Annotated in this window: 26 protein-coding genes; 20 read left to right on the top strand and 6 right to left on the bottom strand. The window is 44.9% G+C overall.

The genetic code is table 11. The annotated features are described in order from the left end of the window. Positions 1-123: 123 nt before the first annotated feature. The 6 genes from EPD17_RS16405 to yiaA all read left to right on the top strand — a co-directional run bounded on the left by EPD17_RS16405 (position 124) and on the right by yiaA (position 5,245). On the top strand, positions 124-669 hold the full coding sequence (locus EPD17_RS16405) for a hypothetical protein (protein ID WP_132055660.1): 546 nt from the start codon (positions 124-126) through the stop codon (positions 667-669). Positions 670-959: 290 nt separating this feature from the next. Beyond that, on the top strand, positions 960-2,237 hold the full coding sequence (locus tag EPD17_RS16410; protein ID WP_132055661.1) for a 3-keto-disaccharide hydrolase: 1,278 nt from the start codon (positions 960-962) through the stop codon (positions 2,235-2,237). Between the two features lie 368 nt (positions 2,238-2,605). Next, the gene (locus EPD17_RS16415) at positions 2,606-3,175 is read left to right on the top strand and encodes a hypothetical protein (protein ID WP_132055662.1); all 570 of its coding nucleotides are present in this window, start codon (positions 2,606-2,608) and stop codon (positions 3,173-3,175) included. A 57-nt stretch (positions 3,176-3,232) separates the two neighbouring features. Beyond that, complete coding sequence (locus EPD17_RS16420; protein ID WP_132055663.1) at positions 3,233-3,985, top strand: oxygen-binding di-iron domain-containing protein; 753 nt, start codon at positions 3,233-3,235, stop codon at positions 3,983-3,985. Positions 3,986-4,132: 147 nt separating this feature from the next. Beyond that, positions 4,133-4,696: a Crp/Fnr family transcriptional regulator gene (locus EPD17_RS16425; protein WP_132055664.1), complete on the top strand. Its 564-nt coding sequence runs from the start codon at positions 4,133-4,135 to the stop codon at positions 4,694-4,696. A gap of 81 nt (positions 4,697-4,777) precedes the next feature. Beyond that, positions 4,778-5,245, top strand: a complete 468-nt coding sequence (gene yiaA, locus EPD17_RS16430) for an inner membrane protein YiaA (RefSeq protein WP_132055665.1) — start codon at positions 4,778-4,780, stop codon at positions 5,243-5,245. 71 nt (positions 5,246-5,316) lie between these two features. Here yiaA and EPD17_RS16435 read toward each other — a convergent pair whose 3' ends face one another. Beyond that, entirely contained in the window at positions 5,317-6,411 is a 1,095-nt protein-coding gene (locus tag EPD17_RS16435) for an acyltransferase family protein (RefSeq protein WP_132055666.1), read from the bottom strand. 181 nt (positions 6,412-6,592) lie between these two features. Between EPD17_RS16435 and EPD17_RS16440 the strand changes: the two genes are divergently transcribed. Next, on the top strand, positions 6,593-7,003 hold the full coding sequence (locus EPD17_RS16440; protein WP_204743202.1) for a DUF1801 domain-containing protein: 411 nt from the start codon (positions 6,593-6,595) through the stop codon (positions 7,001-7,003). A gap of 4 nt (positions 7,004-7,007) precedes the next feature. On the opposite strand, the gene EPD17_RS16445 is transcribed toward EPD17_RS16440, so the two are convergent. The 4 genes from EPD17_RS16445 to EPD17_RS16460 are packed head-to-tail and all read right to left on the bottom strand — an operon-like array spanning position 7,008 to position 12,189. Then, the gene (locus EPD17_RS16445; protein ID WP_204743204.1) at positions 7,008-7,991 is read right to left on the bottom strand and encodes an FAD:protein FMN transferase; all 984 of its coding nucleotides are present in this window, start codon (positions 7,989-7,991) and stop codon (positions 7,008-7,010) included. Positions 7,992-7,997: 6 nt separating this feature from the next. Beyond that, on the bottom strand, positions 7,998-10,187 hold the full coding sequence (locus EPD17_RS16450; protein WP_132055667.1) for a PepSY domain-containing protein: 2,190 nt from the start codon (positions 10,185-10,187) through the stop codon (positions 7,998-8,000). 12 nt (positions 10,188-10,199) lie between these two features. Continuing rightward, positions 10,200-10,670 carry a DUF2271 domain-containing protein gene (locus EPD17_RS16455; protein ID WP_204743206.1) on the bottom strand — a complete coding sequence of 157 codons (471 nt, stop codon included), beginning with the start codon at positions 10,668-10,670 and terminating at the stop codon, positions 10,200-10,202. 16 nt (positions 10,671-10,686) lie between these two features. Further along, entirely contained in the window at positions 10,687-12,189 is a 1,503-nt protein-coding gene (locus tag EPD17_RS16460; protein WP_132055669.1) for an ankyrin repeat domain-containing protein, read from the bottom strand. 716 nt (positions 12,190-12,905) lie between these two features. On the opposite strand from EPD17_RS16460, the gene EPD17_RS16465 reads away from it, so the two are divergent. The 4 genes from EPD17_RS16465 to EPD17_RS16480 all read left to right on the top strand — a co-directional run bounded on the left by EPD17_RS16465 (position 12,906) and on the right by EPD17_RS16480 (position 16,418). Then, entirely contained in the window at positions 12,906-14,114 is a 1,209-nt protein-coding gene (locus EPD17_RS16465) for a tyrosine-type recombinase/integrase (RefSeq protein ID WP_132055670.1), read from the top strand. Positions 14,115-14,300: 186 nt separating this feature from the next. After that, positions 14,301-14,918, top strand: coding sequence for a hypothetical protein (locus EPD17_RS16470; RefSeq protein ID WP_132055671.1), 618 nt, complete (start codon positions 14,301-14,303; stop codon positions 14,916-14,918). Between the two features lie 242 nt (positions 14,919-15,160). After that, a complete protein-coding gene (locus EPD17_RS16475) occupies positions 15,161-15,646 on the top strand; it encodes a hypothetical protein (RefSeq protein WP_132055672.1) in 486 nt (161 codons plus the stop codon). 154 nt (positions 15,647-15,800) lie between these two features. Then, entirely contained in the window at positions 15,801-16,418 is a 618-nt protein-coding gene (locus EPD17_RS16480) for a hypothetical protein (RefSeq protein ID WP_132055673.1), read from the top strand. 272 nt (positions 16,419-16,690) lie between these two features. Here the strand turns inward: EPD17_RS16480 and EPD17_RS16485 are convergent, their stop codons facing one another. Then, a complete protein-coding gene (locus tag EPD17_RS16485) occupies positions 16,691-18,175 on the bottom strand; it encodes an IS1182 family transposase (protein WP_132055674.1) in 1,485 nt (494 codons plus the stop codon). A gap of 113 nt (positions 18,176-18,288) precedes the next feature. On the opposite strand from EPD17_RS16485, the gene EPD17_RS16490 reads away from it, so the two are divergent. The 9 genes from EPD17_RS16490 to EPD17_RS16530 all read left to right on the top strand — a co-directional run bounded on the left by EPD17_RS16490 (position 18,289) and on the right by EPD17_RS16530 (position 25,268). Next, the gene (locus EPD17_RS16490) at positions 18,289-18,783 is read left to right on the top strand and encodes a hypothetical protein (RefSeq protein ID WP_132055675.1); all 495 of its coding nucleotides are present in this window, start codon (positions 18,289-18,291) and stop codon (positions 18,781-18,783) included. A gap of 206 nt (positions 18,784-18,989) precedes the next feature. After that, entirely contained in the window at positions 18,990-19,598 is a 609-nt protein-coding gene (locus tag EPD17_RS16495) for a hypothetical protein (RefSeq protein WP_132055676.1), read from the top strand. Positions 19,599-19,743: 145 nt separating this feature from the next. Then, on the top strand, positions 19,744-20,496 hold the full coding sequence (locus EPD17_RS16500) for a DUF2625 domain-containing protein (RefSeq protein WP_204743208.1): 753 nt from the start codon (positions 19,744-19,746) through the stop codon (positions 20,494-20,496). A 178-nt stretch (positions 20,497-20,674) separates the two neighbouring features. Further along, positions 20,675-21,184 carry a hypothetical protein gene (locus EPD17_RS16505; protein ID WP_132055677.1) on the top strand — a complete coding sequence of 170 codons (510 nt, stop codon included), beginning with the start codon at positions 20,675-20,677 and terminating at the stop codon, positions 21,182-21,184. Between the two features lie 165 nt (positions 21,185-21,349). Next, a complete protein-coding gene (locus tag EPD17_RS16510; RefSeq protein WP_132055678.1) occupies positions 21,350-21,718 on the top strand; it encodes a hypothetical protein in 369 nt (122 codons plus the stop codon). Positions 21,719-21,902: 184 nt separating this feature from the next. Next, on the top strand, positions 21,903-22,508 hold the full coding sequence (locus EPD17_RS16515; RefSeq protein WP_132055679.1) for a hypothetical protein: 606 nt from the start codon (positions 21,903-21,905) through the stop codon (positions 22,506-22,508). Between the two features lie 199 nt (positions 22,509-22,707). After that, entirely contained in the window at positions 22,708-23,892 is a 1,185-nt protein-coding gene (locus EPD17_RS16520) for a hypothetical protein (protein ID WP_132055680.1), read from the top strand. After that, on the top strand, positions 23,889-24,473 hold the full coding sequence (locus EPD17_RS16525; RefSeq protein ID WP_132055681.1) for a DNA N-6-adenine-methyltransferase: 585 nt from the start codon (positions 23,889-23,891) through the stop codon (positions 24,471-24,473). Before EPD17_RS16520 ends, EPD17_RS16525 begins: the two co-directional genes overlap by 4 nt. 159 nt (positions 24,474-24,632) lie before the next feature. After that, positions 24,633-25,268 carry a hypothetical protein gene (locus EPD17_RS16530; RefSeq protein ID WP_132055682.1) on the top strand — a complete coding sequence of 212 codons (636 nt, stop codon included), beginning with the start codon at positions 24,633-24,635 and terminating at the stop codon, positions 25,266-25,268. Positions 25,269-25,404: the final 136 nt, after the last annotated feature.

Raw genomic sequence — 25,404 nt, forward strand, 5'->3', positions numbered from 1 at the left:
TTCACCTACCTTACCAGGAAGCAGTAACGCAACCTCCAGCATTCCATAAATACTTCTTCCCTTGGCACTAGGCTCAACGGCCGGTCTTTCAATACACATTTTAAAACCATCAAGTATTCAGTTATGAAACAATTTCTTCCCATTTTAATTCTATTCGTATTTGTTTCCTGTCAAGCATCAACTCAAAAAACGGAATCTCAAAAAGCAGACATTTCGCATGCACCTGAAGATGAGGCAATAACAAAAGCCGTAGCCGATACTTATAAGATTATCTCTTTTAAAGAGGGAGCGCAAGTAAATTACGAGGATATAAAAAACTACTTCGTGCCGCAAGCACAACTGCTTAATTTCAGAAATGATACACTGGAAACCATGACCATCGATCAATTTGTAACGGTGTATAAAAACCTGGTCGAAACCAATGGCATCACTTCCTTTCATGAAGAAGAAATCAAAGGAACTACCGATCAATTTGGCAGGGTTGCACAAAGAATGAGTAGTTATAAAACCTACATCAATAACATGGATTCAGCTGCCGAAAGAGGTGTTAACAGCTTTCAGTTGATCAAAACACCACAGGGTTGGAAAGTGTCAAGTATTATATGGGACGTGGAATCTGACAAATTAAAAATGCCCGATTATTATCTCAATAGTGATCCCGCAAAATAAATTGATCAATGTGATAGCGGGACGCTAACAACGGCATTGTCAATAGCATGGTGGGATGCCTGACCAATCGGCAACATATCGCCTTTAGCTTCGGCTCAGTAGAATTGAATGCACTTGCGCATCAGATTTTTTTTCAATCCTTGAACAAATCATAGCCCTTGGTCAGCGTCGTCCGAGATGCGAAAAACTTTAACCCGCCATTGAAGGTTAGAACTAAATTCATCTTAGGGCATACCTTGTTTTTTTACCAAACTTGGAAGTTTAAAATATTTTAGTGGAAATATTGGTCAATGAAAAGATTGCCCCACCTGTGGAGCATTTGCGTCCTTGCTATTCTGGCTTTTAAACCTTCCGATCACCAAAACCCCTCCCCCGCTTCTTTCGAAGATGGATGGGTGGAACTAATCAATGGAAAAGATTTTACCGGGTGGAAAGCCAGCGAAAATGCTGCTACATGGTCCATAACGGACGGAGCCTTTCAAGCCGTAGGCAAACGTTCGCATCTTTTTTATGAAGGTGAACACCTGAAGGATGGTTTCAAAAATTTTGAACTGGAAGTGGTGGTGAAAACTACTAAGTTTGCAAACACAGGAATATATTTTCACACCGAATATCAGGAAACAGGATGGCCCACGAAGGGGATGGAAATACAAGTAAACAATACGCATATTGGCGAAGGCGATTATATCGAACTCAAAAAAACCGCAAGCCTTTATGGTGTACGGAACCTGTACAAAGCTTTTGGCAAAGACGGTGAATGGATGACGCTTAAGGCCCGTGTAGAAAATAGCCGGGTGCAAGTTTGGCTGAACGGCATGAAAACTGTTGACTACCGGCAGCCGGAAAAAACTTTTGCAGCAGTAAAGCGATTGAGCAAAGGAACTTTCAGTCTGCAGGGGCATGATACGCTCAGCAAAATGCAATACAAAAGTTTCCGGGTTCGTCGCCTGCCGGATAATACCCGTTCTAATCTCACTGCTCCTGCATGGGGCGCATGGCACGACAGCCTCGTAGTGTTGCAGGGTCGCCAGATTCCTTTTATCGACTTAAACCCAAAGACGGCTTTATCAGCAAAGGAACTTGCCGACTATTTTTATGCCACGGGCATCAACGTGGCGCTGGTTAAAACTGCCGCCGCTGCTGGAGAACTTATAGCAGCAAAAAACCGCCCCCTATTTACCGGCATAAAAGTGAATGCCGCTAACCAGGCAACAGCACCGTCAGCTGGCGCTGATTATATTGTTGGCGAAAGCATTGATCTAACATCAGCACAGACATTGCTTGGCGGAAACAAAATAAATATCTGGGCGCACAAAGGAAAAGCGCTCAACAGCGAAATGGCAAAAGGGCTGCTAGACATGGCCAAGCGTAATAATATTGCTATCGAGATTGACAATTTAGCCAGCAGTCCGTCATTAGAAATCATCAAGATTGCCAAAGCCAAGGGCTGTAAGTTTACTTTTGCGGGCCTGGTACCAGCCTCCTCCATGCAACAATCAACCTATGTGATGGCGGCTATAAAAGAGGCGAACCTGACTTATAAAAACTTTTACATTCCTGGATGGTAGCGCTTTTTGCAGGTGTCTGCCCACAAGAATTATTGTTATGATGCGTGTTTGAAATACCCATGGATCGGGCAGGGAAATAGAACCCTATATTTTCATCAGCAGTTTAAAAACCTTACCGGTATATACTGCATACGTGACTAAATAGCCATCCACTTAACGCAGGCTTTAGGTAATTTCTTCATCGTTGCTTAAGGGCAGTTGTTTACCTATCCACCTGGAGCAAATCATGCACAATTGATCGTTTTAAAAAGCCACTGATGGCAGCTGGATTTTAAAAGTTCTACGAATATGTTTCAAGTGATCATAACCAAAAGTATTTATAGAAACCTGTAGACTGCCGGCCGGCCAAAAATAACGTTCCATTCCTTATGCTTTATTGGATGATTACTTTGATCTGTTGCATGCTCCTCGCTTTCGGTTTGTTGCTTTTTGGAATTAAAAAGCGGAAGATGGCCGCGATTTATGGAGCGATTGCAGCTGTAGTATTATTTATCGCTCTTGCCGGCATCGCCGCTTTTAGGTTCGTGTCAAGCTCGTATGAAAAAATTGCCTCGACGAAGATTATTCAACAACGAAATGGACGGGAAATCTATGCCGCCATTTTTGGGTGGGAACCTGAAGGTTGTACAAATGTGCTGAATTCTAAAGATCAAATGGTGCCCTTTATTGACTGCTGCATCTGGTTGGAGGTTCAGTCCTGCCCAATGGAAATGGAACGGATCTTGGCTAAAGGCGCCTTCCAACTAACCAAATCAGACCGGTCACAGCTTTCACTGCAGGTACCGGACTTTTCTGAACAGCCGCAGTGGTGGGATCCTAACGATTTGGGTGATACCATTCTTGTTTTCACCTATCATCATCCCGACAGTGATAGGATTCAAAGGCTGTTTTCAAATTCAGACTCGACGCGATTCTATTTATGCGATTTAGTATATTGATCCCCGGAGAAACGTAACCGAACAAAGCCTTTTGCAAACACCCATAAACTGCAGTTTATGTTTAAGATCAATGAAATCGCACCGGACGTTTACCGCATCTGCATATTCATACCGGAAATGGACCTGCAATTCAATCATTTTTTGATCAAGGACGATGAACCGATGCTGTACCATGCAGGGCTCCGGCAACTGTTTCCTGTGTTATACGATGCAGTGAAAACGTTGATTGATCCGCGGCTGCTGCGCTGGATTGGGTTCAGTCATTTTGAGGTGGACGAATGCGGCGCCCTCAACGAATGGCTGCAAGTGGCGCCACATGCACAAGCCGTTTGCAGCGAAGTGGGTGCCTTGGTCAACATGGCCGATTTTGCCCTGCGGCCAGCCCATGCCATGAAAAGCGGGTCGATACTGGAAACCGGACGGCGCCGTTTTCGTTTTATACATACGCCACACCTGCCGCATGGCTGGGATGCCGGCGTGCTGTTTGAAGAAAACGATAAAACATTGTTATGCTCCGACCTGCTGCATCAAAATGGCGACACCACAGCGCTTACCGATAAGGACATACTGGAAGCGCATAGGTCGTCGATGCGGGTTTACGAAGCAGGCCCGTTGATGGATTACACGCCTTATCATCATAAAACGAAAAAGATGTTATATGAGCTGGCCGACCTGCAGCCCCAAACCCTTGCTACCATGCATGGTGCATCTTACTTCGGCAATGGCAGCCAGGTGTTAAAAGACTTAAATGAAGTAATGAAGGATTTGTGGGGCGAACAGTTTTCGGCGGCAGAAACATTGATTATTTGAAGTAAATCTGTACTTAACAAGAACCGACTCTTCATGCACTTTTCCATGATGGCGAAAGCGTTTAAACAGAATAAACCAGCAAGGCAACAACGGATTTAAGTCCATTCGATTTTTACATAGGTTATTTACCACCACTAACCGCTATAAATGGAACAATTGCTCAAACACATCGGTGCCTACCAAGCGCTGAGCGACGATGCACGGGATGCGCTGCAATCCTGCCTGCACGAAGTGGTTCGCGCCAAACAGCAATACCTGGTTACCGAGGGAAAGGTTTGCCGGCACCTATACTTTTTACAACAGGGTGCGCTGCGTGGCTATTATAATGTTGGCGAAAAGTCGTTCACGTACTGGTTTGCATTCGAAAACGATTTTGTCACTTCTTTTCACAGTTTCATTACGCAGCAGCCTGCGGTAGAAAACATTCAACTGCTGGAAGGCAGCGTGCTGTGGGCCATTTCGAAAGAGCAGCTCACGGGCCTGATGAGACAACACCACCCAATAGAAAGCCTGGTGCGCACCATTTATGAAAAATATTATATACGGCTGGAGGAACGTTTTGTAAATGCCCAATTTAAAACGGCTACCGAACGCTACCAGGACCTGTTGCAACAAAACCCGCACATCATTGAACGGGTGCCGCTAGGTTATATCGCGTCGTATTTGGGCATCAGCCAGGAAACGCTCAGCCGCATCCGCAAACCTATTTAACAGACCCACAGCCAGTTTTTGACATTTGTCAAAAACACTGCTCCGCTCCTACAATATGTTTGTTGCAACAAAACAAATTGTATGGAACAAAAGCAACTCAACCAACCTTCTGCTGCATTTATCGGAGCATCCTGGGCGGCCCTTATCATTGGCATCAGCGCTTTCAACATCGGGCTTTGGAATGCCGACATGGCACTAAACGAGAAAGGCTATTATTTTACCGTATTGATGTTTGGGCTATTTTCCGCTATATCGGTTCAAAAAGCAGTGCGGGATCAAATGGAAGGCATACCGGTTACCAACATATATTATGGACTTTCCTGGTTTAGCACCCTGTTGTGCATTGTGTTGCTCACCGTAGGCTTATGGAATGCAGCCCTGGACAGAAGCGAAAAAGGCTTTTACGCCATGTCGTTTCTATTGAGTCTTTTTGCCGCTATTGCGGTGCAAAAAAATACCCGTGATATGCGCCTGTCGCAGCGCAATGAAGATATAAATAATGGAAATAGTCAACCTAATCTTGGAAACAAAAGAACACAAGAATCTTAGCGTTACCGTTTCATTCGATTGATTGATTTTTCATCACTCATTCAAACCTAATCAGATGCCGTAGCACGGCCCTACGGCATTTTGCTTTGCATCATTTTCCGGGTTAAATATTTTCTTACCGGCACATCATACAGTTTCATGGTGAGGTAGGCAAACGCAAGCATAAACAGCGTACCGGCCACAATGATGAAGCCCACCTGTCCCATACCCGGCTTGAACTTGGTGAAGAAATTGCCGAACATCCAGATGGCTGCATAGTGCGTCATATACAGCGGGTAGGAAATATTCCCGGAAAAACGACACAGCTTTTCGAGTCCTGCTGTAAGGGTGGAACCTGCGCCCAGCGCTACAATTAGCGGAAAGTACAACAGCACAACTACCAGTTCGGTTATCCAGTTCCATTTTGACCAGGGCATCAGGAATGCGAGCATCAGCAATACCGACAAACCCAAGAAGCCAAGCTTATTTATAATCACCCAATTGCAGCGATAAATGAGCGTGCCTGCCAAAAAGGAGTAAGCCACACGGGCTCCGCCATCCCAGAAATTATCCTTCGACCATCCGCCCAACAAGTTACCGGCGCGAAAGCTGACATAGCCAAGTGCAAGGGCAGCGATCACCAATAAAACCGTCAATGAGCGGCGACCCAACTTATATAACACCCATGCATAAATGACATTCGCTACATATTCCCAAAAAAGCGACCAGGATGGTGCATTCAGGCCAAACAGGTTGAAAGCACGGTCTGCCATGATTGGTGCTGGAATAAGCAAAGCAGATGCTACAAACAGGAGTGCCGTTCTGCCTGCACTGTTGTTAGCAGCAGGCGTACCAAAGGGATCGAACAAAAACGCAAGCAGCCCCAGCACCGAACCGAGTACCACTAATGGATGCAGCCTGATGAGCCGCAATTTGATAAACTGCAACGTACCGATCTGTTCAATACGGTTATCGTAAGCATAGGCTATAACAAAACCCGATAAACAAAAAAAGAAATCGACGGCCAGAAAACCGTGGGCAATAAAGTTTTTGCTAAAATCGGAAAACACCCACTCCATAAAATGGAAAACGACCACCGCCAACGCGGCCACGCCGCGTAGTCCATCTAATATTTCGAAATGTTTTTTGCCCGTTTGCGTATGCTGGCCCAGCGTTGCAGTATTCATAAAGTGTAGATGGGGTGAACAACCAAGCGGCTACAACAGAAACAAATAATGTAGCAGCAGATGGGCTAAATTTAGCGCACAAACAGAATTTAAACCGGATTAGTTTGCACAAACGATTGCGCATGCAGTGATATATTGCCACGCATTTTAATGAATCAATCCAAACAATAAGACAGGAACAGTGAAGGATCAAAACATTTCGCTGAACAGGGAAACAACGCATTTTTTAGATGCAGCAGCCCACCCGTTGCGACAGGAAATAGAACACCTAAGAAAGCTGGTGCTAGGTGCTGCAGCCGGCCTTACTGAAAGTGTAAAATGGAATGCGCCCAATTACAGCGTCGGTTCGCTGGACTGCATTACGATGAAAATCTTCCCGCCGAAAAACATACAACTGGTGTTTCATCGCGGCGTTGCGAAAAAGATACAGCCAGCGGAAAGACTGATTGAGGATGACTATGGCTTGCTGGATTGGAAGGCCAAAGACCGAGCAGTTGCAACCTTCAATAATAGTGCTGCTATCAGTAAAAATGAAGAGGCACTAAAAAACATTATTACACAGTGGGTAGCCGCCTGTATAGCAAACCAGTAAGCATTTACAAATACTCCAACTTGAGCCCTTTGCTTACAATGCGTTTGCCTTTATCGGTAATGATCAGGTACTGATACTGCGGAAAACGCTTGAGCAACTTGCGGCCAGCGGCCTTTCCCAACACCATTACAGACGTACTCAACGCATTGCACATTTCGGTGCCGGGCCCGGTTACCGTTACACTGGTTAAGCCAGATGCCGGATAACCGGTTCGTGGGTCAATAATGTGCGCATAACGCTTATTATTGATCAGGGCATATTTCTCGTAATTACCCGACGTAGCTATGCCGCCCTGCAGTGGTATTGCAGCAAGCAGTGCTCCCCTGTTGAATGGATCGGTAACGCCGATATTCCAGGGCTGCCCATCGGGTTGGGTGCCCCAGGCCTGTATATCGCCGGTGGCATTGATGATACCGGCAGCAATGCCTTTTGCCTCCATCATTGCACGGCATTTATCTACAGCATAACCTTCACCCAATGCACCAAAGCCAATCTTCATGCCTTTTTTCTTTAGAAAGATTGTGCTGCTGTCCCTGTTGATCTCGATATTTTTATAACCCACATGCGCAACCGCTTTTTTTACCGAGTCACGGTGGGGCATGGCGGTCATGGTGCCATCGAAACGCCAGATCTTTTCCATAGCGGCAAAGCTGATGTCAAAAGCACCATTGGTTTGCTTTGAAATGGCAATGGCCCGTTCGGTAAGTTCAAGTAATTCACGGTCCACTTTTACCGGTGCAATACCTGCCTGCCGGTTTACCAGCGATACCTGCGAAGCCGGGATCCAGTCGGAGATCAGGTTTTCTATCCGGCTGATTTCGGCAATCACGGTGTCGATGTTTTTCTCGGCAGTGATCGAATCTGAAGCCACGATGGTAATATCAAAACGACCGCCCATGAGCAACGCATCACTGGTGCGCACCACCTGGCTAATGGCCGGGAAAGCGAGCAACATCAAGAATACAAATGACCAAAGCCTTTTCAACATAATATGTTAATAGCAATCCGTCAGGATCTTTCCTTCTTCCATAAATTGGGCAACCGCATCTGGGCCAATACCAGCACAGATTTCGGCCAATGCAATCATTACATCATCCTGCATGGACAGCGACCCGCAGATCATGATGACGCCGCCCTGTTGCAGGCATTGCAGCACCACATTCGCTTCCTTCAAAATGCGGTGGCTTACATATTCCCGCTCCGCTTCACGCGATAAGGAAAGATGCACCCCTTGCAGTTTACCAAGTGCCATTTGCTCTTTCAAAAATGACTCGTACAGCGCAAAAGACGACCCATTGCGGAAGCCGCAAAACAGGTCAATGGGCAGCTTTTTTTTGTTCTCGCAAATCATGCCCAGGAATGGTGCAATCCCAGTGCCGTTCGATATCATCACGATGCGTTGCGCATCTTTAGGAAAACGGAAATGCTGGTTCTTTACCAATTTTGCTTTCAGCGAATCACCTGGTTGTAATGCATTAAGAAAATTAGAACCAAGACCATGATCGTGCAGCTTGATGCTCAGTTGTAGCTCATTGCCAATTTTACCAATGGAGTACAGCCGTTCGCGGTGATCTTTTTTTGGATAAATAGCCAACAGATCGCCGGAAACAGCTTCGCGGAAGCTGCGGGAACGAAGGCGCATGGTGAACGCCGCTTCACTATCGGGCTCGGTGCGGCTGGCAACCGAAAGCTTGTGCAACCCTTCAATGTTAGTCGCCAGCAATTCGCGGGGCATCGTCATGGCAAAGCCTGTGGTGCGGGTCCATTCAGTGAGCCAGTTGCTGAAATCCTGCGGCGATTTATCATTGACCGTAAATACCGGCGTGATGGCGGCGGCCCAAGATTCTTTTTGCAACAACGCTTCCATATCAAACGCAGTTTTGCAAAAATGATCGTAGCTCCTCGAACCAAAGCCTACAATAGAATATTGAATGGCTTGCGCCTGCGGAAACCGTTGAATCCTTTCGGCAAACTTTTTTGCGTTGGAAGGTGCATCGCCACGGCCATAGGTGCTGGTCATGATCACCAAATGCGTTGCGTTGGGATACGCAGTATAGTTGTTGACATCGTTAACAAAAGCCCGCTTGCCATGCTTGATCAGTTGCTTGTACACAGCATCGGCAAACTTAAACGTGCCGCCGTTTTCCGAACCAACAAGTATCACTATTTGGGCGTCGGCAGCTTTGTATTTATTTGCCGTACGGCCACGCCTTCTTTTTAAAGTAATGGCAAAACCGGAGTAGATAAAAAACAAGATGTATGCACTGGCCAATCCTAAAATAATAGACCAGATGGTGCCCGACCGGCCGGTGTGCCAACGCAGGCTAAATTGCGCTAATTGATAGGTTTTTGAATATTGTTCTTCCGCCAGCACATCGCCTGTAAACTGGTTGATGCAGACTTCCCGATCGTGTAGTTGTACATTGTAATAATCTTCCGGGAAATCGGAAAAAGGGTATTGCACTTTTTGCACGTTAGCCAAGGGCGTTTGCTGAAACAAAGGAAACTCCGAGAGGGTCCGCGCTGGCTCCTCTTTGATGGCGTCTTCGTTTATCTTAAGGCTTGCTTTTGCCGGAGGCGGCACAAAACGATACACCGCCAAATAAGTGCCCGTAACGGCTATGGCCAGGATGAAGAACAGGGAAAGCCGCCCGAAAACAACATGGTAATATTGGGCAAAACCCGTTTTCTCAACCCTTGCAAAAAAATACCGCCAGCCCTGTTGGCGCTGCACTACCAGCAACACGCCGGACACTGCAATCAGGATCAACAAAAAAGACGCAACGCCCACCAGTATGCGTCCTGTTTCTTTTAAAAACAAGGAACGGTGCAAGTTGGTCATCCATTGAAAAATGGGCCGCTTTTCGGCAGGCACACCCAATATTTCGCCGGTTACGGGATGCACATATGCCTGTTGGTCGCCGCCTTCTTCAGTGGCGTATTTGATGATGACAAAATCGTTGTCATCAACAAGCAATTCCTGAATGCCGGGATGTTTTTCTTTAAGCAGCGGCACGGCTTGCGCCAGCGTAACCGTATCGAAACCATCAACCTTGTAGCCCTTTGCTTTTTCTATAACCGGCTCGGCGGCGAGAAAGATGCCGGTGACGGATGCTACTATGAGTAATAAAAAAGAAGATATAGCCAGTGCCAAGTGACTATATCTCCAAACAGAAATGATCATTATTTATTTAGATTAACTGCCGCTGAAACGCACATACCTGATGTAGCCGGTGCCGTCGGTTTTGGCGGCCAGCGCTTCGGTAGTGAGCGGAATCTCCACATCTTTTACATGGTAAGGTTTGTCTTCAACAGCACTTTCAAAACGCAGCTTGTAACCCGCGTTGATCTTGGCCTTATCTAATTCCAGCGTTACCACCGAGCGGTCGCCGCCTGCCACTGAAGCTCCGGTGATCGCGCTGATATTGGTCGGTTTCTTTTTGTACGCCTTATGCCACTCCTTCCAATCGGGGTACCATTTTTTATCGGGTCCCAGCACATAAAGTGTTTTTTCATAAGTATCACCTTTCACCAGCGACACCACAATGTAAGCGCCTTCGCCCAGGTAGCTGTTCATCTGGATCATGCACTTATATTTTGCAGTGCCCTGCGCCGATGCTGCAATGGAACCTACCAGTAAAAAAGCCGCAACCAACATTCGTTTCATAGTACGCATCCTGTCTTTATTTTAAAAAGTCCACTGAAATTTTTGCACCGGTCAAAAACTCGTTCTCACGGGCAAGATCAAACGCAGTTTCGTCGAATTCTGTTTTGGCATCTTTAGCAGCGCCTTGCTCCAGCAGGTAGCGCAGCACCGCATCGTTTTTAGAGATCATTGCAGCTCTGTGCAATGCAGTAATGCCTTCCTTGTTCCGGGCATTAACATCAGCACCAAACGGCGCGATCTTTTTCAGCAGGTCGAGGTTATTTTTAGCTACTGCTAAATGATACAATGTATTGCCGTCTTTTTGCGCAGCAGCCAGGTTAAAGCCTTTGTCCTGCAGTAGCTTTAGTTTGCTATCAAAGCGGGCAGCCTGCTGCGGCGTATAAGCGTCCACCAGGTAGTAAGCCAGGTTATTTCCTTTGGCATCAACTGCATTTATGTTGGAACCTTTATCCAGTAAATACTGCACTACTTCTGCACTGTTATTGCGCACCGCCATTGCCAATGCTGTTGCCCCGGCTTTGTTAGCAGCGTTTATGTCTTTTACTGTTGGTTGCAGCAACTCGATGGTAGCCATGTCGGCATTGCCGGCTGCAGCACTGATGAATACGGTGTTGCCGTCTTCATCGGCCTGGTTTACATTGGTGCCTTTACTCAGGAAATACTTAACCAGTTCGGCCTGGCCCGGGCGGCGCACCAGGTAATGCAAAGCGTTGCTGCCGGCTTTATTTACAACCGAAGGTTTAATCCCCAGGCTTTCGAGGTATTGGTACACTTCCATTTTGGCGGGTCCCTGGCGGGAACCCATTGCGGCCATAACCATTGCATTGTCGGTTGGCTTGATGCCTTTGGCCAGCAGCTTTTTCATTGCCGGAATATTTCCGGCACGAGCGGCATAGTTGAATGCTGTATTGCCCGCTGCATCTTTGCTGTTGAGGGCAATGCCTTTGCTTTCAAAATAACCGGCCAGCGCCAGTTCGGGATCGTTGCCCACGGAAAGCAGCAGCGCATTGGCGCCATCATGGTTCATATCTTTTTTCAGATCCACGCCGTTCGCGATCAGCAGGTCGTACACCGCTGTGTTCTTTTGCCCGGCACCGGCCGCAAACGTCAGTGGCGATGCGCCATGGCTGTCCTGCACATTGGTTTTGGCACCTTTTGCAAGCAGGTATTTCATCACCTCGGTGTTGCCCCTGTTGGCTGCCCAAAAAATATAGGTACGGCTATCGTGGGTAATGCGGTTAACATCGTTGCCGTTTTGCTCAATCATGTAGAGGATCGTTTCGGTAGGCGCACCGGCGTTGATGGCCAGCACCACGGGGTCGAATGAACCTGCGTTCATTTCCGAAGTGCTGTGTCCCTTAGCAACCTCCGCTTTTACCGCGGCAACATCAGGAGCCGCTTGCCAGAACGACTGGTTGAGCAATGTGTTTTGAGGTGCCGGCGCAACTGAGCCGCCACCGGGCTGCGCTGCTGCACACAAAGAAGAAAGGGCAAAGAGACCAATAATCGCAAATCTCATGGTTACTGCTTTATCGTTTGTTCGAATCGTTGTATCTAAAAGACTACTCTTTTACACGCGTAGCCTGCTGATGACCGCGTTTTTTGCGGCCGTAAAATTACAAATGAAGCCACTAGCCGTACAGCGTCATTTAATAAAAAACTGCTATTTTTTGCGATGCGTTTCGCTTATTAAACGCCGGCCACACTCCCACTGCGAAACGTTTGCTTCACTACTGTCCTGCTGCATCGCATCCTATTTCAGGATGCAAAGGTCTGCATTTGCATTTACTATAAAGGGAAACAATGCTTCGCAAAACGGAAAATTTGCCTTTTGGAGGGCCGGAAATCGGGGATCGCATGATGATTTTTTTAGACAAATTCTTTTGTCTGGTAAAAGCTGAAATGTGCACTAATCCGCCGCAGGGGCAATTGGCCGGTTAAAAATGAGCCATCGACTTTCTATATTTTTCCGTTCATGCGATGCTCATAGTTGCATTTTACCGCATTGAATTTTCCGTTTTAAAAAATTAAGCCGTGTTAGCAATTGAACTAACAGCTGTGCACAATACTAAATGGCTTAGCATTTATGAACATCTTGAGTTATATTCATAGAATAAAAAAGCAGTGCCTTTGAAGTAAAGAAAATATCCATTTTTGGCTACAACTCCTTTTCCTGTACTCTTTGAAAAGTGCCGCACCAAGCTGAAACCAGAGGTTTTATGTAAAAAAATTGCCATGCCGGTTGTTACACTTGCACCGTTGTACCACAGAGCACAGGAATGCATTGCATTATTCTTTAGCGACTTTTCGCTGCAAGGAAGGGTAAAGCAGATCAAAGGCATCCGCTGGACCCGCACCCACCGCTGCTGGTACTTGCCCTTGTCGCGGCTTGGTTACGAGGCCATTAAGGAAACCTTGGGCACTGATATAACATTGAACACCGCACCGCTAAAATGGTACTTGGAACAACGCAAAGCTGTGCAGCCCATTGCCTCTGCAAAACCGGTAGCCAACAGTGAAATCGCACCGCAAATCTCCAGGCAGCGGGCCCGCATCATTATGGAACACCCACTGAGCCCAGAAAACCTTGAAGCATTTACCCGCTTCCAGGGCATGATCCGCCTGAAGGGTTATAGCCACAACACGATGCGCAACTATTGCAACGAACTGCATTTGCTGCTCCGACTGTTGGGTCGCGTAGCCATCTCAACGCTTACCAAAAATCATGTGCAATCGTACCTGCTCTGGCTGATCAAAGTGAAAGGCTATAGCGAAACGCATGTGCATACGGCAGTGAATGCACTCAAATTTTATTTTGAACAAGTGGAAGGCCGGGCCCGTGAGTTTTACGACCTGCCTCGTCCGAAAAAGCCGGCCAAGCTGCCGCAGATCCTTGCCGAAGAGGAAGTGGTGAGCCTGATTCAAAAGACCGCGAACTTGAAACACCGGGCACTCTTAATGACCTCCTACTCAGCCGGCATGCGGGTAAGCGAATTGGTAAACCTGAAAATCACTGATATTGATTCGAAGCGCATGATGATCCACATTCGTTGCGGCAAAGGCAAAAAAGACCGCATGGTGGCACTATCAAAGTTGCTGCTGCATATCCTCCGCAAATATTTTATTGCATTCAGGCCGAAAGACTACCTTTTTGAAGGGGAACAAGGCGGGGCCTACAGTACCCGCAGCGCACAAAAGGTGCTGCATATCGCAAAAAGAAAAGCGGGTATTCATAAGGTGGGCAGCATTCACTCGCTACGCCACTCCTATGCCACCCACCTGCTGGAGGGCGGAACAGATGTACGCTATATTAGGAGTTTTTTGGGCCACAGCAGCCTCAAAACAACAATGCGCTACACCCAAGTGAGCCGAGTTCGGGTAGAATCGATCGGCAGCCCGCTGGATAAACTGCCTTGGCATCCGGCCGGTGCGCAAATAAAATAGTCAGAACCATCGGTGGTGCGTTTTTGGGGTAGCTGGCATTGATGGTTGGATTGGGAAGGGCGGTTTGAGTTACTCGAGTTGGGCGCAGGTAAGGCGTTGGTGGGGAACGATTTCAAGGCTAATAGATGGGTTTGCGGGGAAATGTGGTAAGTTCGTATAATAGATGTTATGTGCCATTTGAACCCTATGCGTTATATCCATATATTTTTTATCCTTTCGTTGTTCTCATGTGACAACTCGGCCAAAAGTGACACTTCTAAACAGGTCGAAAACCATAAAGTTGGCTCAATAAAGAGTTCAACACCGATTTATACATACAGAAAGAACAATATTCACATTCGTCCTGACACAATCAACAATGAATTTGCATATCATGTACAGCGTGACAGTTTTGAGCAGACGACCAGACTGAAAGCATACGATATTGCCTGGTCTTCGCCTCATGTACTCTGGACATCAGACGCATTTGCTTGTATCCTGACGTTTTCCTCTGGACAATACGGAGAATATGCCTTTTTGCCCTTAAGAAACGGGGCGAAAGTAAAAGTGATTAAAGGTGGCATGATTGAGACAGATAGCGTCAATAACGTCATTCTGTACACGGACACTTCTATCCAGAACCTTTACACCCTTGCTTTTGAGAACCTCCTGACCCAAAAGAAGAAAGTTTTCAAGCTGACTACCTATAATCACGACGGCTTTAAACCTATTCTTGACACGGTCATTTTGAGAAAGCAAGAAGCAATCTTAAAAGACGGAAAGCAGCTTTACACAGTCAGTCTGCGAGAGATAAACGGCACATAACAGCAGTTTTGCAATATGCTGGCTGACGGAAGAGCAATCGGCAATAAATCATAATTCAGCAGCAGTTGTCGGCTGGACGTTCACTAATCAGCTTTAGTTCTTATTTTCATCATCAGTAATTCTAATCAGCTTTTGTATCGGCTGACGAAACGCAGAAGTCCAGCCCATCGCAAAGCTGATGGACGTTGGGCGAAATCGTTGTACAACTAGCAAAATTGAACTAATCTAAACCAAAACCAGACATGAACAAGTATCTTCCAGTGATTAGAAAGATTAATGAGCACTTATCTGCATTTAACGAATTTCTCAAACCGGAATTTGCATTTTCGCTATTAGACGAATTAAGAATAAATGACCAAAGCTATTTTCTAAATCCTACCGGAGTAGCTTGGGATGATAGTGGACGTTTTCCCGGCGACATTTTTGGTGGAGTATATTTTTACATGGGAGTTTCGGAAACATCCGAAAGTGAGATTTCTGTTTATATTGGCAAAGCATCTTTAAGCTCCACAATCGGTAAACGCCTATATTCCCATTTCAGAAACATCTGGCAAAAAGATAAGACCGTTATTTCCTATGGTGGCGGCAAGGCATGTAAAGTGGAACTTATTGGGGCAATCCCATTCGAAAATACAGATATGCACTTTCTTGCACCGGCATTGGAAGAATATTTGATTCAGAAACTTTCGCAAGACTGTCTATTGATTAATACACACGGCAATAACTGAGAGACAAATTCGCCCAACATCGCATTGCTGCAAGCGGGGCTGAAGAATATGGGCTAATCAGCAGCAATTCTGTTAAGCTTTTATACATTAGCCAGGCTGACACAGCGATATCACCCCGCCTGACAGCAATGCGTTAACCGTTACCTGCCATTACATGAGAAACTCACTAACTGCAACAATATTGGCCGTACTCGTTTGGACATCATGCACGACGAACAGCCAGCAGAAACCTACTAAATTTTCAAATCCTCAAACATCGGCTGCAAGCAAAAGCGAATTGCTTCCGGAGGACCAAAAAGCGCAGATTGACAGCTTACTCAGTCAAAACAAAGGTACTTTGACTGTCTTGGTGAAACTGCCAGGAAACCAGCAGCTCATTGAAGTGAAGGATGAACAGTGGCCCGATGAAGTAGAAATAAGTTATAATATTCTCAAGGACTCCTCAGGTCAAGTTTTAATGTTTGCAGAGTCGCCCTTCAGTGAAAGTGGCGACTGGAACATTTCGCTCATACATTATTTTGATGAAGCAGGTAAGACATTCGCCTTTTCAAAGCGAACGAACTTTTTCAACAGTGGCTGCACTGCGGGAGTCGCCTATGAGACCATCACCGAATATTTTGACCAGGATTTTAGAAAAGTCGGCGGGCAATATTCGTTGCTTGACCAAGAGAACAATAAATTGGACAAAGGCAAATGTGAGTTTCCTTACGAAGCAGCATACAAAGTACTTCCGAACCTGGATGCGTGTATGCAGACCATAAACGGCAGGTAACACGGGCTTCTCGCAATGCGGGCTGAAGAACATGTAACGAGCTTTTGTGCAATTTTCGTGGGTTCGTATCTTTATCCCGACGACAGGGCTGCAGAGCCCCGCACTGCGTAAAGCCCCGTCACGTCAGGATGTGCAAAAAGGTCCTTTTCTGTTTTTCATTCCCGACTTCTTTTTTTTGTTTTTAGATAGCGATTGCCGTTAGTAGATTCAGGGCTGTAGTGCTGCAGGTGTGCTGTGATAGTTAAAAGCAGTTTTCAGCAGGCACGTTCCTTTCACGTTGACATCATTTGCAGTTTCTGAAGCATCTTTCCGGTGGTAAGAATGTTCATTACACGTTTGAGGTTGTAGCACAGGTATACCAATCCCATGTCGGCGCCTACTTTTCTGAGCCCTTTCATCAAAGTATAGCTGTAGCCCCACCACCTTTTGATGGTGCCAAAAGGATGCTCCACAATCTGCTGGCGTTTTAAGTAAATCTCCTTGTGCTGCTTTAGCCGTTTGCTGTTTCCTTCGATGGCTTCCGCGTACTGGCTTCGTTCGATCACCCTTCCCTTCTTTTGAACCGTGCAAAGATGTCTCGCCGGGCACTCGAGGCATTTGTCCGTTTTATAGTGCTTGAAGTAAGAAGTGCTCCTTGTTTGCTCACTTCGGATGTACACCTTTTTGTACCAGTGGCCATTTGAGCTCAGGGTGTGCCCTTCAGGACAGGTGTAGGTATCGGAACAAGGATGATAGCGGAAGTCCTCCAGGTGATAACCACTCGCCGGAATAGACTCCTGGGAGCGGTTGTAGGTGGGCGGTACATAGGTCAGGACGTTATCCTCTGCGCACCGCTGTAGCTGTTCCCCGTTGAAGTAGCCCTTGTCGGCAAGTGCAGTGATTGGGTCCCCTTTGTGCATACCCATACTTTCCTTTGCAGCCATTGCAGTTGCGTGCAGGGCCTTTCGGTCATTTTCGTTCGTGATCGCATAGTGCACCACCAGTGAGTGCTTTGCATCACAGGCCACTTGGGTATTGTAAGATACTTCCACTACTCCCGTTTTGTGCACCACGGCGCGGCTATCGGGATCTGTGGTACTGATCTGGGCGGCTGAGCTTTGCTCCAGTTGCTTTTTCAAATGCAGGTACAGGTTTTTTCGCTCCTTCATCCAGGTTTTGTTCTTGGCCAGCTCTTGAAGTCTTTTCTCATCCTTTTGCTTTTTATTTTCCTTTCGATCCAGCTCATTCATTTCTGCCAGGTACTCCGATACCTTATGGTCAATGTAGGTGAGCTGACGCCGGATCTTGTCTTCATTGTAATTGTTCTTGCGGCTGTTCTGTGCCCTAAACCTGCAGCCATCAATGGCAATGGTTTTCTTTCCTACCAGCTTCCATCGGCACATCACGGAAACAAATTGGCGGAATACTTCCCTGATCTGCTCCCCATGGCGCTTTCTAAAGTCGGCTATGGTGTGGTACTTGGGAAGCAGGTTGTTGCATAGCCACATTACTTCTACATTGCGGGTGCATTCCTGGGCCAGTTTGCGCGAAGAGCGAATGCCATTGAGGTAGCCATAGATGTAAAGCCTGAGCAAAAGGGAGGGGTGATAGCAGGGCCTGCAGGCCTCCTGGGTGAAGCGGCCCCTGAAGTTTAGGGCTACATAGTCGATCTGTTCACAGAATGCATCAATGACCCTTACCGGTGCATGGGGAGCAATAAAGTCCTCCAGGCAGAAGATGGCTGTTTGCAGGCGGTCCGTGCCTTGAACGTAAGCCATAAAAGAACTGTTTAGAGGTACAAAGCTACTCACCTTTTTGCCGTATATTCAACTCATAACGGCAGACACCTTTTTGCACAGTCTGACGTTGTACGCAATCCTGAACCTACCCGATGAAGAAAGTTCTACTTAACCTTCTAATTTTTGTTGCGACTCCATTGACGTTCATTTTGGTCGCCTATCAGCTTGCAAGACTCTTTGCGCCGGGAAGTTACCCTTATGCAGAACTTTATGAGCTCGATGTGCCTGAAGATGACGTGATAAAGGCTGTCGAACTCCTTAAAATCAGGCATCCAAATCTTTCGCCGCCCCTTGATCTTGTTGATGGCCGGAGGAGCAGTACCGATTATTGGTATGACATATATCTATTTGACACAGCACATAATCATATCTATTATGCATGGACGAGACCGGAGAAAAAGTCTGTAACAACGATGGCTTTCGTTTCAGTGAGTAAAGATGTTTCATTTGGCAACTGGATGCTAGTAAACAAAGAATTTACTTCTAAACAGAATCGTGAAGCAATTAGCCGTTTTGAAAGCCTCTTTTTGGATTCAATTAAAGGGACGATTCGAAGTTCTAGCCTAGACAGCAGCAAGCTGGAGTAACTCTAGAATGCGTACAACATGGGGTTGGCAAAAGCAGGGCCGATGAACAAGGGCTGAACTAATTATCTTTAACGAACAACAGAATGTGGGCTGCGGCTACAGGAACTTGAATTCCCTGCCTTCGCCAACCCCCTTTCCGTTAGCGGCAACTATGGAAAGTTCACTCTTTCATCATCTAAGAAAAGGGAAATGCAACCAAATTTCACATGACCTTTAAGATTACCTACATTTTTGCTTTAGCTTTTTCTTTAATGGTTTGGCTGTCCGGTTCAGCACAACAAACATTAATAACAAACCCTTTGACAACTTTTTTCCAAGCGAACTTCGATAGCACCATTATTTATCACAACTGGTCTTCTTGGAACCCTTTACCTAACTATTGCATCATTGCTAAAAAGGACAATGGCACATTTCTTTTTACCTACAGAAGTCCCTATCACTCAACTTTCGGCCACAAGTTTCCCAGCGACTTGACGGAAAAATTTATAGCCGAACAATTGCTGTTTGAGCGGACGCAGGTGGACACAAACCGATATTTTTTGCCCGTTCAAGTTGATCTGGACGACAAAAGAAATACTTGGAAATATCTAAATGCAAATAGGCTATGGAATCTCAAAAACGTAGACAGAATCAAGAAGCAATGCTCTATTGAGGATGGGCTTGAAAACACTTTCTATCTTATTACAAGCGGCGGAACGAAAATCTTGCACTTTGACGAATCTGATCTCTCCCAATTGTGTGCACCAACATTTAGTGATCGGCAGTACGTTTTAACCGTGACTGACCAGATATTGGTAACTTTCAAATGCCGCTAACATCGCATTGCCGCAAGTGGGGCTGATGAACAAGGGCTGATCGACAGTTTTCCAAACAAGCTTTTGTACATTAGCCAAGCTGACACAGCGCTATTGCCCCGCCTGACGGCAATGCGTTTTCCGTTACAAGCCATTTTGAGACCTTATGCGAAAAGTTCTAACTGCTTTTATTCTTTCCCTTTTGACACTGACAACATTTGCACAGAACAAAATGCGACCGCTTGACCAATTAATCAACAAGACTGAACCAGGTTGGACACTGGTTCAAGAATGGATTAGCAAAGCCAAAAACAAAGTAGAAGTTCTTCCTTGCGACACCACAAAAACAAATGACGCCTTGTATAAAACCCAAGTGACAACACGTTCACCAATGGGAGCTATTATTTACTCAACAGGTGGACTGCTTGTTGACAGTGGCTGGATACGCATTTTAGGTTCGGGAAGCACAAAACTTAACCGTACGCTTCCCGACTGGAATAAAGGAAAATCATTCAAAGAGTTTGGAGAACAGCCTTCTTTTTTGTTAGTTGCCGACGATGCAGTAGGTGGCTTTTTCGCTGTCAACGGCGGAGCTTTTGGAAACAACGCAGGCAAAGTTTATTATCTGTCGCCGGACAACATAGAATGGGAGCCGCTTGATTTGACTTATACGGAGTTTTTAAATTTTTGCTTTAACAACGACTTGGCTGACTTCTATAAAGACCTTCGCTGGACTGACTGGAAACCAGAAGTAGCAAAGCTGGACGGAAATATGGCTTACAACTTTTTTCCTTTCCTGTGGACAAAGGAGGGCAAAGACATCAACAAGGTTTCAAGAAAGGCTATTCCAGTAGAGGAACAGTTCAATTTCACCCTTGACATGCGCAAGCAACTTGGACTGACGAAAAACGGCTTGTAACATCGGTTTTGTGCAGTAGCGGCTCGACGTTCTTAATCCAAGCAATTGAATAAATATTTTACTTTAGTAAGCGTTTCGGCTGACAGACGCTATTGCCGCTACTGCACAAATCCGGTACTCGTTATACGCCACTTGAGTCGCACCATTCCTAAACTGACAAAGAGCCAAGACTTACTCTATGGAAAGTTCAAGGCCAAGAGACGAAATCTCTTTTGAGAATGCCCACCCAAATGCTCAGAAGCTGATGCAGGAGGATTTCTATTATAGTTCCATTGAAGAAACAGCACCGTTTGGAAGTGATGATGGTTGGGAAACCTTCTATGCATTCAAAGAATGGCTTCAATTCAATGATAAACGAAATAAGATTGATTTCATCAAGGAACAAATCGAGTATTGGGGCTATCCAACGTTCAATCTTCAAAGCACTGCCATCAGTGAGTTAGAGGAATTTCTTATAAGAAGTGAATTAGGAAGTCGTTTTATGCTAGGCATTGACCAGGCTATCATAGCCACAGCATTCGGTCAGCTTTACCTACAAGGCTTTATGGACTTAAACCTACGTTCCCTTGCTACTACAGCTGTCAGGCGACAACTATTGCCCGAGATTTTAAACTTATGGGAAGAGCGCAGGCATAATAGAGCAGAAAAGTTGAACAAGCTGATGGCCGTACTTAAACCGACCCAATAAAGGCGTATAACATACGCTTTGTAAAAGTGGGGCTGATGTACTAGCTTTCGGCTGTTTATCAAAAATCAACTGAAGTGCTGAAGTGAGGCGATAAATTTTAAATATCCCCACCTTCACAAAGCGTTTCTCCGTTGTGCGCAACACAACCCTCACTTAATTGCAAGAATGAGAAATACGCTGTTCATACTTCTACTTACTGGGATATTCAGTTGCAGCGGAAAATCCTCAGAGGAACATTTCTCATTTTCCAAGCGGTTCTATTACGTGAACGGAGTTTACGACATCACTACAGATAAGATTGATAAAACTAAACCTGGTTTTACAATATTCGATAGTAGTGGTAGGCGTATCGAATCTGCTGATTTAAGTGAAACCGGGGTTCATGATATTGCGATGGGTTGGCATAGTTCAGGAGACACATTGATTATGAATCTTGGTAAGATGGGTGTTTATGCCTACAGAGTTGGTTCACGTGGGACACACAAAATTCAGATTGATTCTGCTATAAAAAAAGATGTAGAACGTCTCAAATAACTTTTATGGCTCCTATTGAAATGCGCACAACACAGGCTTCCCAAAATACAGGCGGAAGTACAGGTGCTGAACAAACCAATTCTATTTAACTTTAAATCAACCATGAGGCTGAAGGAACACAGAATGCCTGTACTTCGGAAAGCCTCGTTCCGTTGTGCGTCATTCAAACAATCAGTCTATAAAGATGGAAAAGACAGAGGACAGGTTTAAGAGTTTAGGGTCGGTGAAACAATCCTACATGAATGAGTTTCTTGTCACATGTCCCAAATGCGGTAAAGACGCAGTCGTTCATAATTATAACGGTTATTTCCCTGGTGACGGTAAGCTAACCTGTTCCAATTGCATGTTCAGCGAAACGGTAAAAGACAACATACGCTACAGGATGATTGTGAAGCGCAATTGTGATAATTGTGGTAAAGCAATAAACGTAGAAATTCCCAATCAGAAAGAACCTTTAACACAAGTGACTGTCCCTTGCCCGCATTGTGGTATTACCAGAACGTTTGAACCAAGGAATGAGCCGTACAAAATACAGTATAAATCGACGGGGGCCACTTCAGATCCATTGTTCAACCTACCGCTTTGGCTACAGACAGAAATAAAAGGCAATTTGTTTTGGGCGTACAACAGGCGTCATTTACATGACATCAAAACCTATGTACAGGCAAAGCTAAGGGAGAGGCAATCCGAAGGTTATACTACTATGGTTGAGCGATTACCAAAGTTTATTAAGGAGGCAAAAAACCGAGAGGCGATCCTGAAAGCAATTGAGCAGTTGGATAGACGATGAACGAACGCACAACATGGTTTTGCTGCAATAGGTGCTGACGAATATGTTTTCACCTCATTATCTTTATTGAGCAACAGGAAGAAAGTGAAGCTGCGGTATTTCAAATGCACCTACTGACAGCAACACCTTCTCCGTTGGTGGCAATGCTATTGGACACACCCAAATACTTCAAAAAGCTATCTTTGACAAAACCCGATAAATGGCATACCAATCCGTAGACAAATTGCAGAAAGTTTTAGCCGACGAAGTATTTCAATACACTAAAGACCCTAAAAAAGCCGCAGGCAGAGCATTAGGAACCTTTATAGAAATTATCACCTATTACTTACTAAAAACATGGGGCTTCAATCACCAAACATCTATTGAGAGAGGATTAGCAGAATATGGAAATCCTGCTATTACACACAATGTTGAATTTTCCCTTCACCCAGTTATAAGAGAACACATTGTAAAAATCAATAAAGGTGACAGGACTATAACAGCTAACGTTATAAAAAAAGCCATTGAAAAGGAAAATACGTTTGATATATCAGGCTACACAAACAAGTTTGTTTCAAGCCTTTTGAGCAAGGGTGGAGTTTTACGCAATGCCTTCACAATGTGTAAAACTGAAAATTCATATTTATTGTGCAGCATTAAAGAAAACAAGTTCGATAATGACGAGATAGAACTACATGTTTATGAACAACGCTCTAAAGCATTTGCAATATTTGAATGCAAAAGAGTTGGAGTTGAGGAAGGAATGACCAAAGGACCACAAACTATTGAAAAAGCTAAACAAGGAGCTTATGTCGCTAAAACCGCATCTTCACTTCAAAAAATAAGAAACGAAGCGGGTGAACTTTATGGCATAATCTATAAGAGTGACAATAGCTATTACATAAAGCCATATGTGGACTTGATGGAAGAAGTTATCTATTCGAATGATGAGGAACTTCTGAGGCGTTTTATTCTTACGGTTGGCGTCGTTAGTAATCATGGAAACTGGATAAAGCGCAACAAAGCAGGCAGTTTCGACTTTAGCGATGAGAATTTTCAGAAAGAGCTTATGGTTTTAGCTCAATCATATGATTGGTTATTATTTCTTACTGACGAGGGACTTTCTGAATTCATTGAGAACTTGCTTTTGACACCATCAGAAAAATTTGAACCGGTAAAAAAGGCTTTTTTGGCAAGTTATACTGGAACAAAAGGGAAAAACCAGTTTACAAAAGTTCAAATGAATTTGGATGTAGACCGAATTCTTCTTGATTTTTTCAGTGAAAACCTTGCTTCAATAGAAAGCTGGTTTAAGGTAATTTCACCGAAAAACAAGGAAATTGTAATTTTAAAAGACGAACTGAAGGAACTAAACAAAAAAAACTGGAAAGAGATATTAATATGAGTGCAGGAAGAAATGTGAATACATTGAGCCAAAGCTGGGGGACACCACATAAATATGTAAAAGCTGTAAAGCAAGTATTTGGTGGAAAAATAGACCTTGACCCGTGCTCCAACGAATTTTCAGTCGTTAATGCAGAGGTAGAATATAGACTTCCAACCCATAACGGCTTAAAAGAAAGTTGGAACTTTCCCACTATTTATGTTAACCCTCCTTACGGTATTGACAAGGAAAATGGAACAACAATAAAAAATTGGCTTGCAAAGTGTGCCCATGCTAATGATGAATACCAATCGGAAGTTTTGGCGTTAGTGCCTATTGCTGCTAATACTGCTCATTGGAAAAAATATGTTTTTACTAAAGCGAGAGCAATTTGCTTTTTGTATGATACACGTTTACGTTTTCTTGAGAACGGACAAGATGTAGGAAAAGGTGCACCGATGGCATGTGCTATGGTATATTGGGGAAACAACTATATGAAATTTTACGAAGTTTTTATCGAGCATGGAGCAGTAGTAGACATATCAAACCTTATTGGTGAACATATTGGCACAGACCGACAAAAACTTAAGCTGTTTCATTAGCTAAAAGAAGCACATGCCACCAACATGGTATTTCTGCAATAGCGGCAGACGAACAAATGCTGAGCAAATGAATATTGTTCAACTTAAGTAATAAATTTAAGCTGACGTAACACAGACTTCCGCTACTGCAGAAATACCCGAAGCGTTGTGTGCCATTCTATGAGACAGCTATTTGCATTCATTTTTACTTTGACCTTTTTTGTACCAGCGATTGGACAAAGAGCAAACATCTTGACAGTGAAAGTGAAGGGCGACAGTGTATTGAAAGCATTCATTGGCGCCAATTACACAGAACTTCGCCCAAGACTTGTAGAAATCAGGACGACAGATAAAAATGGGTTTTATCACTACTTTGAGTTTACAGGAAAGAAAGATCTTATTCCAGTATCAAAAGAATATCTTTTCACTTACACACTTACTTACCCGCATCTAAACTATACAGCAAGAATTGAGTTTCTAGTCAATTCCGTATACGGCATCGCAGACTCTGCAGGTTTGACATCAATTCCGGAATACATTTTAAAGAACACAGAAAGAGATATTATTCTTCCATCCGAGGCCATTTCTATAGCACAAGCAAATGGTTTGGCTAAGGGTGATACTATTCAAGTCTTCTTCGGTCGACATTACAAAACCAGGGATTACTACTGGAATGTGGGAAGCGAATGGAAAGCACAGTTGAATAGTGAGCGCAAAGCAAGTGCTGGTAGTCGTCGTCGTGCATCTAACAGTCGCCTATTGGTAAATGCCAAAACTCGAAAAGTATTCACCTGGACTGAGTTTTCCGAACTATAACCGTACGGCACACAACATGCGCTTGGCAAAAAAGCGGCTGAAATGCTATATTGGACAACAAATCGATATTCAACGCCGGTACATGTGCTAAGGTGACGGAACACAGACTTCCGCTTCTTCGCCAAGCGCCGGACCG

The sequence above is a fragment of the Pseudocnuella soli genome (genome assembly GCF_004347775.1).
Taxonomy (GTDB): domain Bacteria; phylum Bacteroidota; class Bacteroidia; order Chitinophagales; family Chitinophagaceae; genus Flavisolibacter; species Flavisolibacter aquaticus.

What these genes read in the sequence shown, in the direction of transcription:
- EPD17_RS16405 (WP_132055660.1), top strand. Translation starts at nt 124, where the DNA reads ATGAAACAATTTCTTCCCATTTTAATTCTATTCGTATTTGTTTCCTGT.
- EPD17_RS16410 (WP_132055661.1), top strand. Translation starts at nt 960, where the DNA reads ATGAAAAGATTGCCCCACCTGTGGAGCATTTGCGTCCTTGCTATTCTG.
- EPD17_RS16415 (WP_132055662.1), top strand. Translation starts at nt 2,606, where the DNA reads ATGCTTTATTGGATGATTACTTTGATCTGTTGCATGCTCCTCGCTTTC.
- EPD17_RS16420 (WP_132055663.1), top strand. Translation starts at nt 3,233, where the DNA reads ATGTTTAAGATCAATGAAATCGCACCGGACGTTTACCGCATCTGCATA.
- EPD17_RS16425 (WP_132055664.1), top strand. Translation starts at nt 4,133, where the DNA reads ATGGAACAATTGCTCAAACACATCGGTGCCTACCAAGCGCTGAGCGAC.
- yiaA (WP_132055665.1), top strand. Translation starts at nt 4,778, where the DNA reads ATGGAACAAAAGCAACTCAACCAACCTTCTGCTGCATTTATCGGAGCA.
- EPD17_RS16435 (WP_132055666.1), bottom strand. Translation starts at nt 6,411, where the DNA reads ATGAATACTGCAACGCTGGGCCAGCATACGCAAACGGGCAAAAAACAT.
- EPD17_RS16445 (WP_204743204.1), bottom strand. Translation starts at nt 7,991, where the DNA reads ATGTTGAAAAGGCTTTGGTCATTTGTATTCTTGATGTTGCTCGCTTTC.
- EPD17_RS16450 (WP_132055667.1), bottom strand. Translation starts at nt 10,187, where the DNA reads ATGATCATTTCTGTTTGGAGATATAGTCACTTGGCACTGGCTATATCT.
- EPD17_RS16455 (WP_204743206.1), bottom strand. Translation starts at nt 10,670, where the DNA reads ATGAAACGAATGTTGGTTGCGGCTTTTTTACTGGTAGGTTCCATTGCA.
- EPD17_RS16460 (WP_132055669.1), bottom strand. Translation starts at nt 12,189, where the DNA reads ATGAGATTTGCGATTATTGGTCTCTTTGCCCTTTCTTCTTTGTGTGCA.
- EPD17_RS16465 (WP_132055670.1), top strand. Translation starts at nt 12,906, where the DNA reads ATGCCGGTTGTTACACTTGCACCGTTGTACCACAGAGCACAGGAATGC.
- EPD17_RS16470 (WP_132055671.1), top strand. Translation starts at nt 14,301, where the DNA reads ATGCGTTATATCCATATATTTTTTATCCTTTCGTTGTTCTCATGTGAC.
- EPD17_RS16475 (WP_132055672.1), top strand. Translation starts at nt 15,161, where the DNA reads ATGAACAAGTATCTTCCAGTGATTAGAAAGATTAATGAGCACTTATCT.
- EPD17_RS16480 (WP_132055673.1), top strand. Translation starts at nt 15,801, where the DNA reads ATGAGAAACTCACTAACTGCAACAATATTGGCCGTACTCGTTTGGACA.
- EPD17_RS16485 (WP_132055674.1), bottom strand. Translation starts at nt 18,175, where the DNA reads ATGGCTTACGTTCAAGGCACGGACCGCCTGCAAACAGCCATCTTCTGC.
- EPD17_RS16490 (WP_132055675.1), top strand. Translation starts at nt 18,289, where the DNA reads ATGAAGAAAGTTCTACTTAACCTTCTAATTTTTGTTGCGACTCCATTG.
- EPD17_RS16495 (WP_132055676.1), top strand. Translation starts at nt 18,990, where the DNA reads ATGACCTTTAAGATTACCTACATTTTTGCTTTAGCTTTTTCTTTAATG.
- EPD17_RS16500 (WP_204743208.1), top strand. Translation starts at nt 19,744, where the DNA reads ATGCGAAAAGTTCTAACTGCTTTTATTCTTTCCCTTTTGACACTGACA.
- EPD17_RS16505 (WP_132055677.1), top strand. Translation starts at nt 20,675, where the DNA reads ATGGAAAGTTCAAGGCCAAGAGACGAAATCTCTTTTGAGAATGCCCAC.
- EPD17_RS16510 (WP_132055678.1), top strand. Translation starts at nt 21,350, where the DNA reads ATGAGAAATACGCTGTTCATACTTCTACTTACTGGGATATTCAGTTGC.
- EPD17_RS16515 (WP_132055679.1), top strand. Translation starts at nt 21,903, where the DNA reads ATGGAAAAGACAGAGGACAGGTTTAAGAGTTTAGGGTCGGTGAAACAA.
- EPD17_RS16520 (WP_132055680.1), top strand. Translation starts at nt 22,708, where the DNA reads ATGGCATACCAATCCGTAGACAAATTGCAGAAAGTTTTAGCCGACGAA.
- EPD17_RS16525 (WP_132055681.1), top strand. Translation starts at nt 23,889, where the DNA reads ATGAGTGCAGGAAGAAATGTGAATACATTGAGCCAAAGCTGGGGGACA.
- EPD17_RS16530 (WP_132055682.1), top strand. Translation starts at nt 24,633, where the DNA reads ATGAGACAGCTATTTGCATTCATTTTTACTTTGACCTTTTTTGTACCA.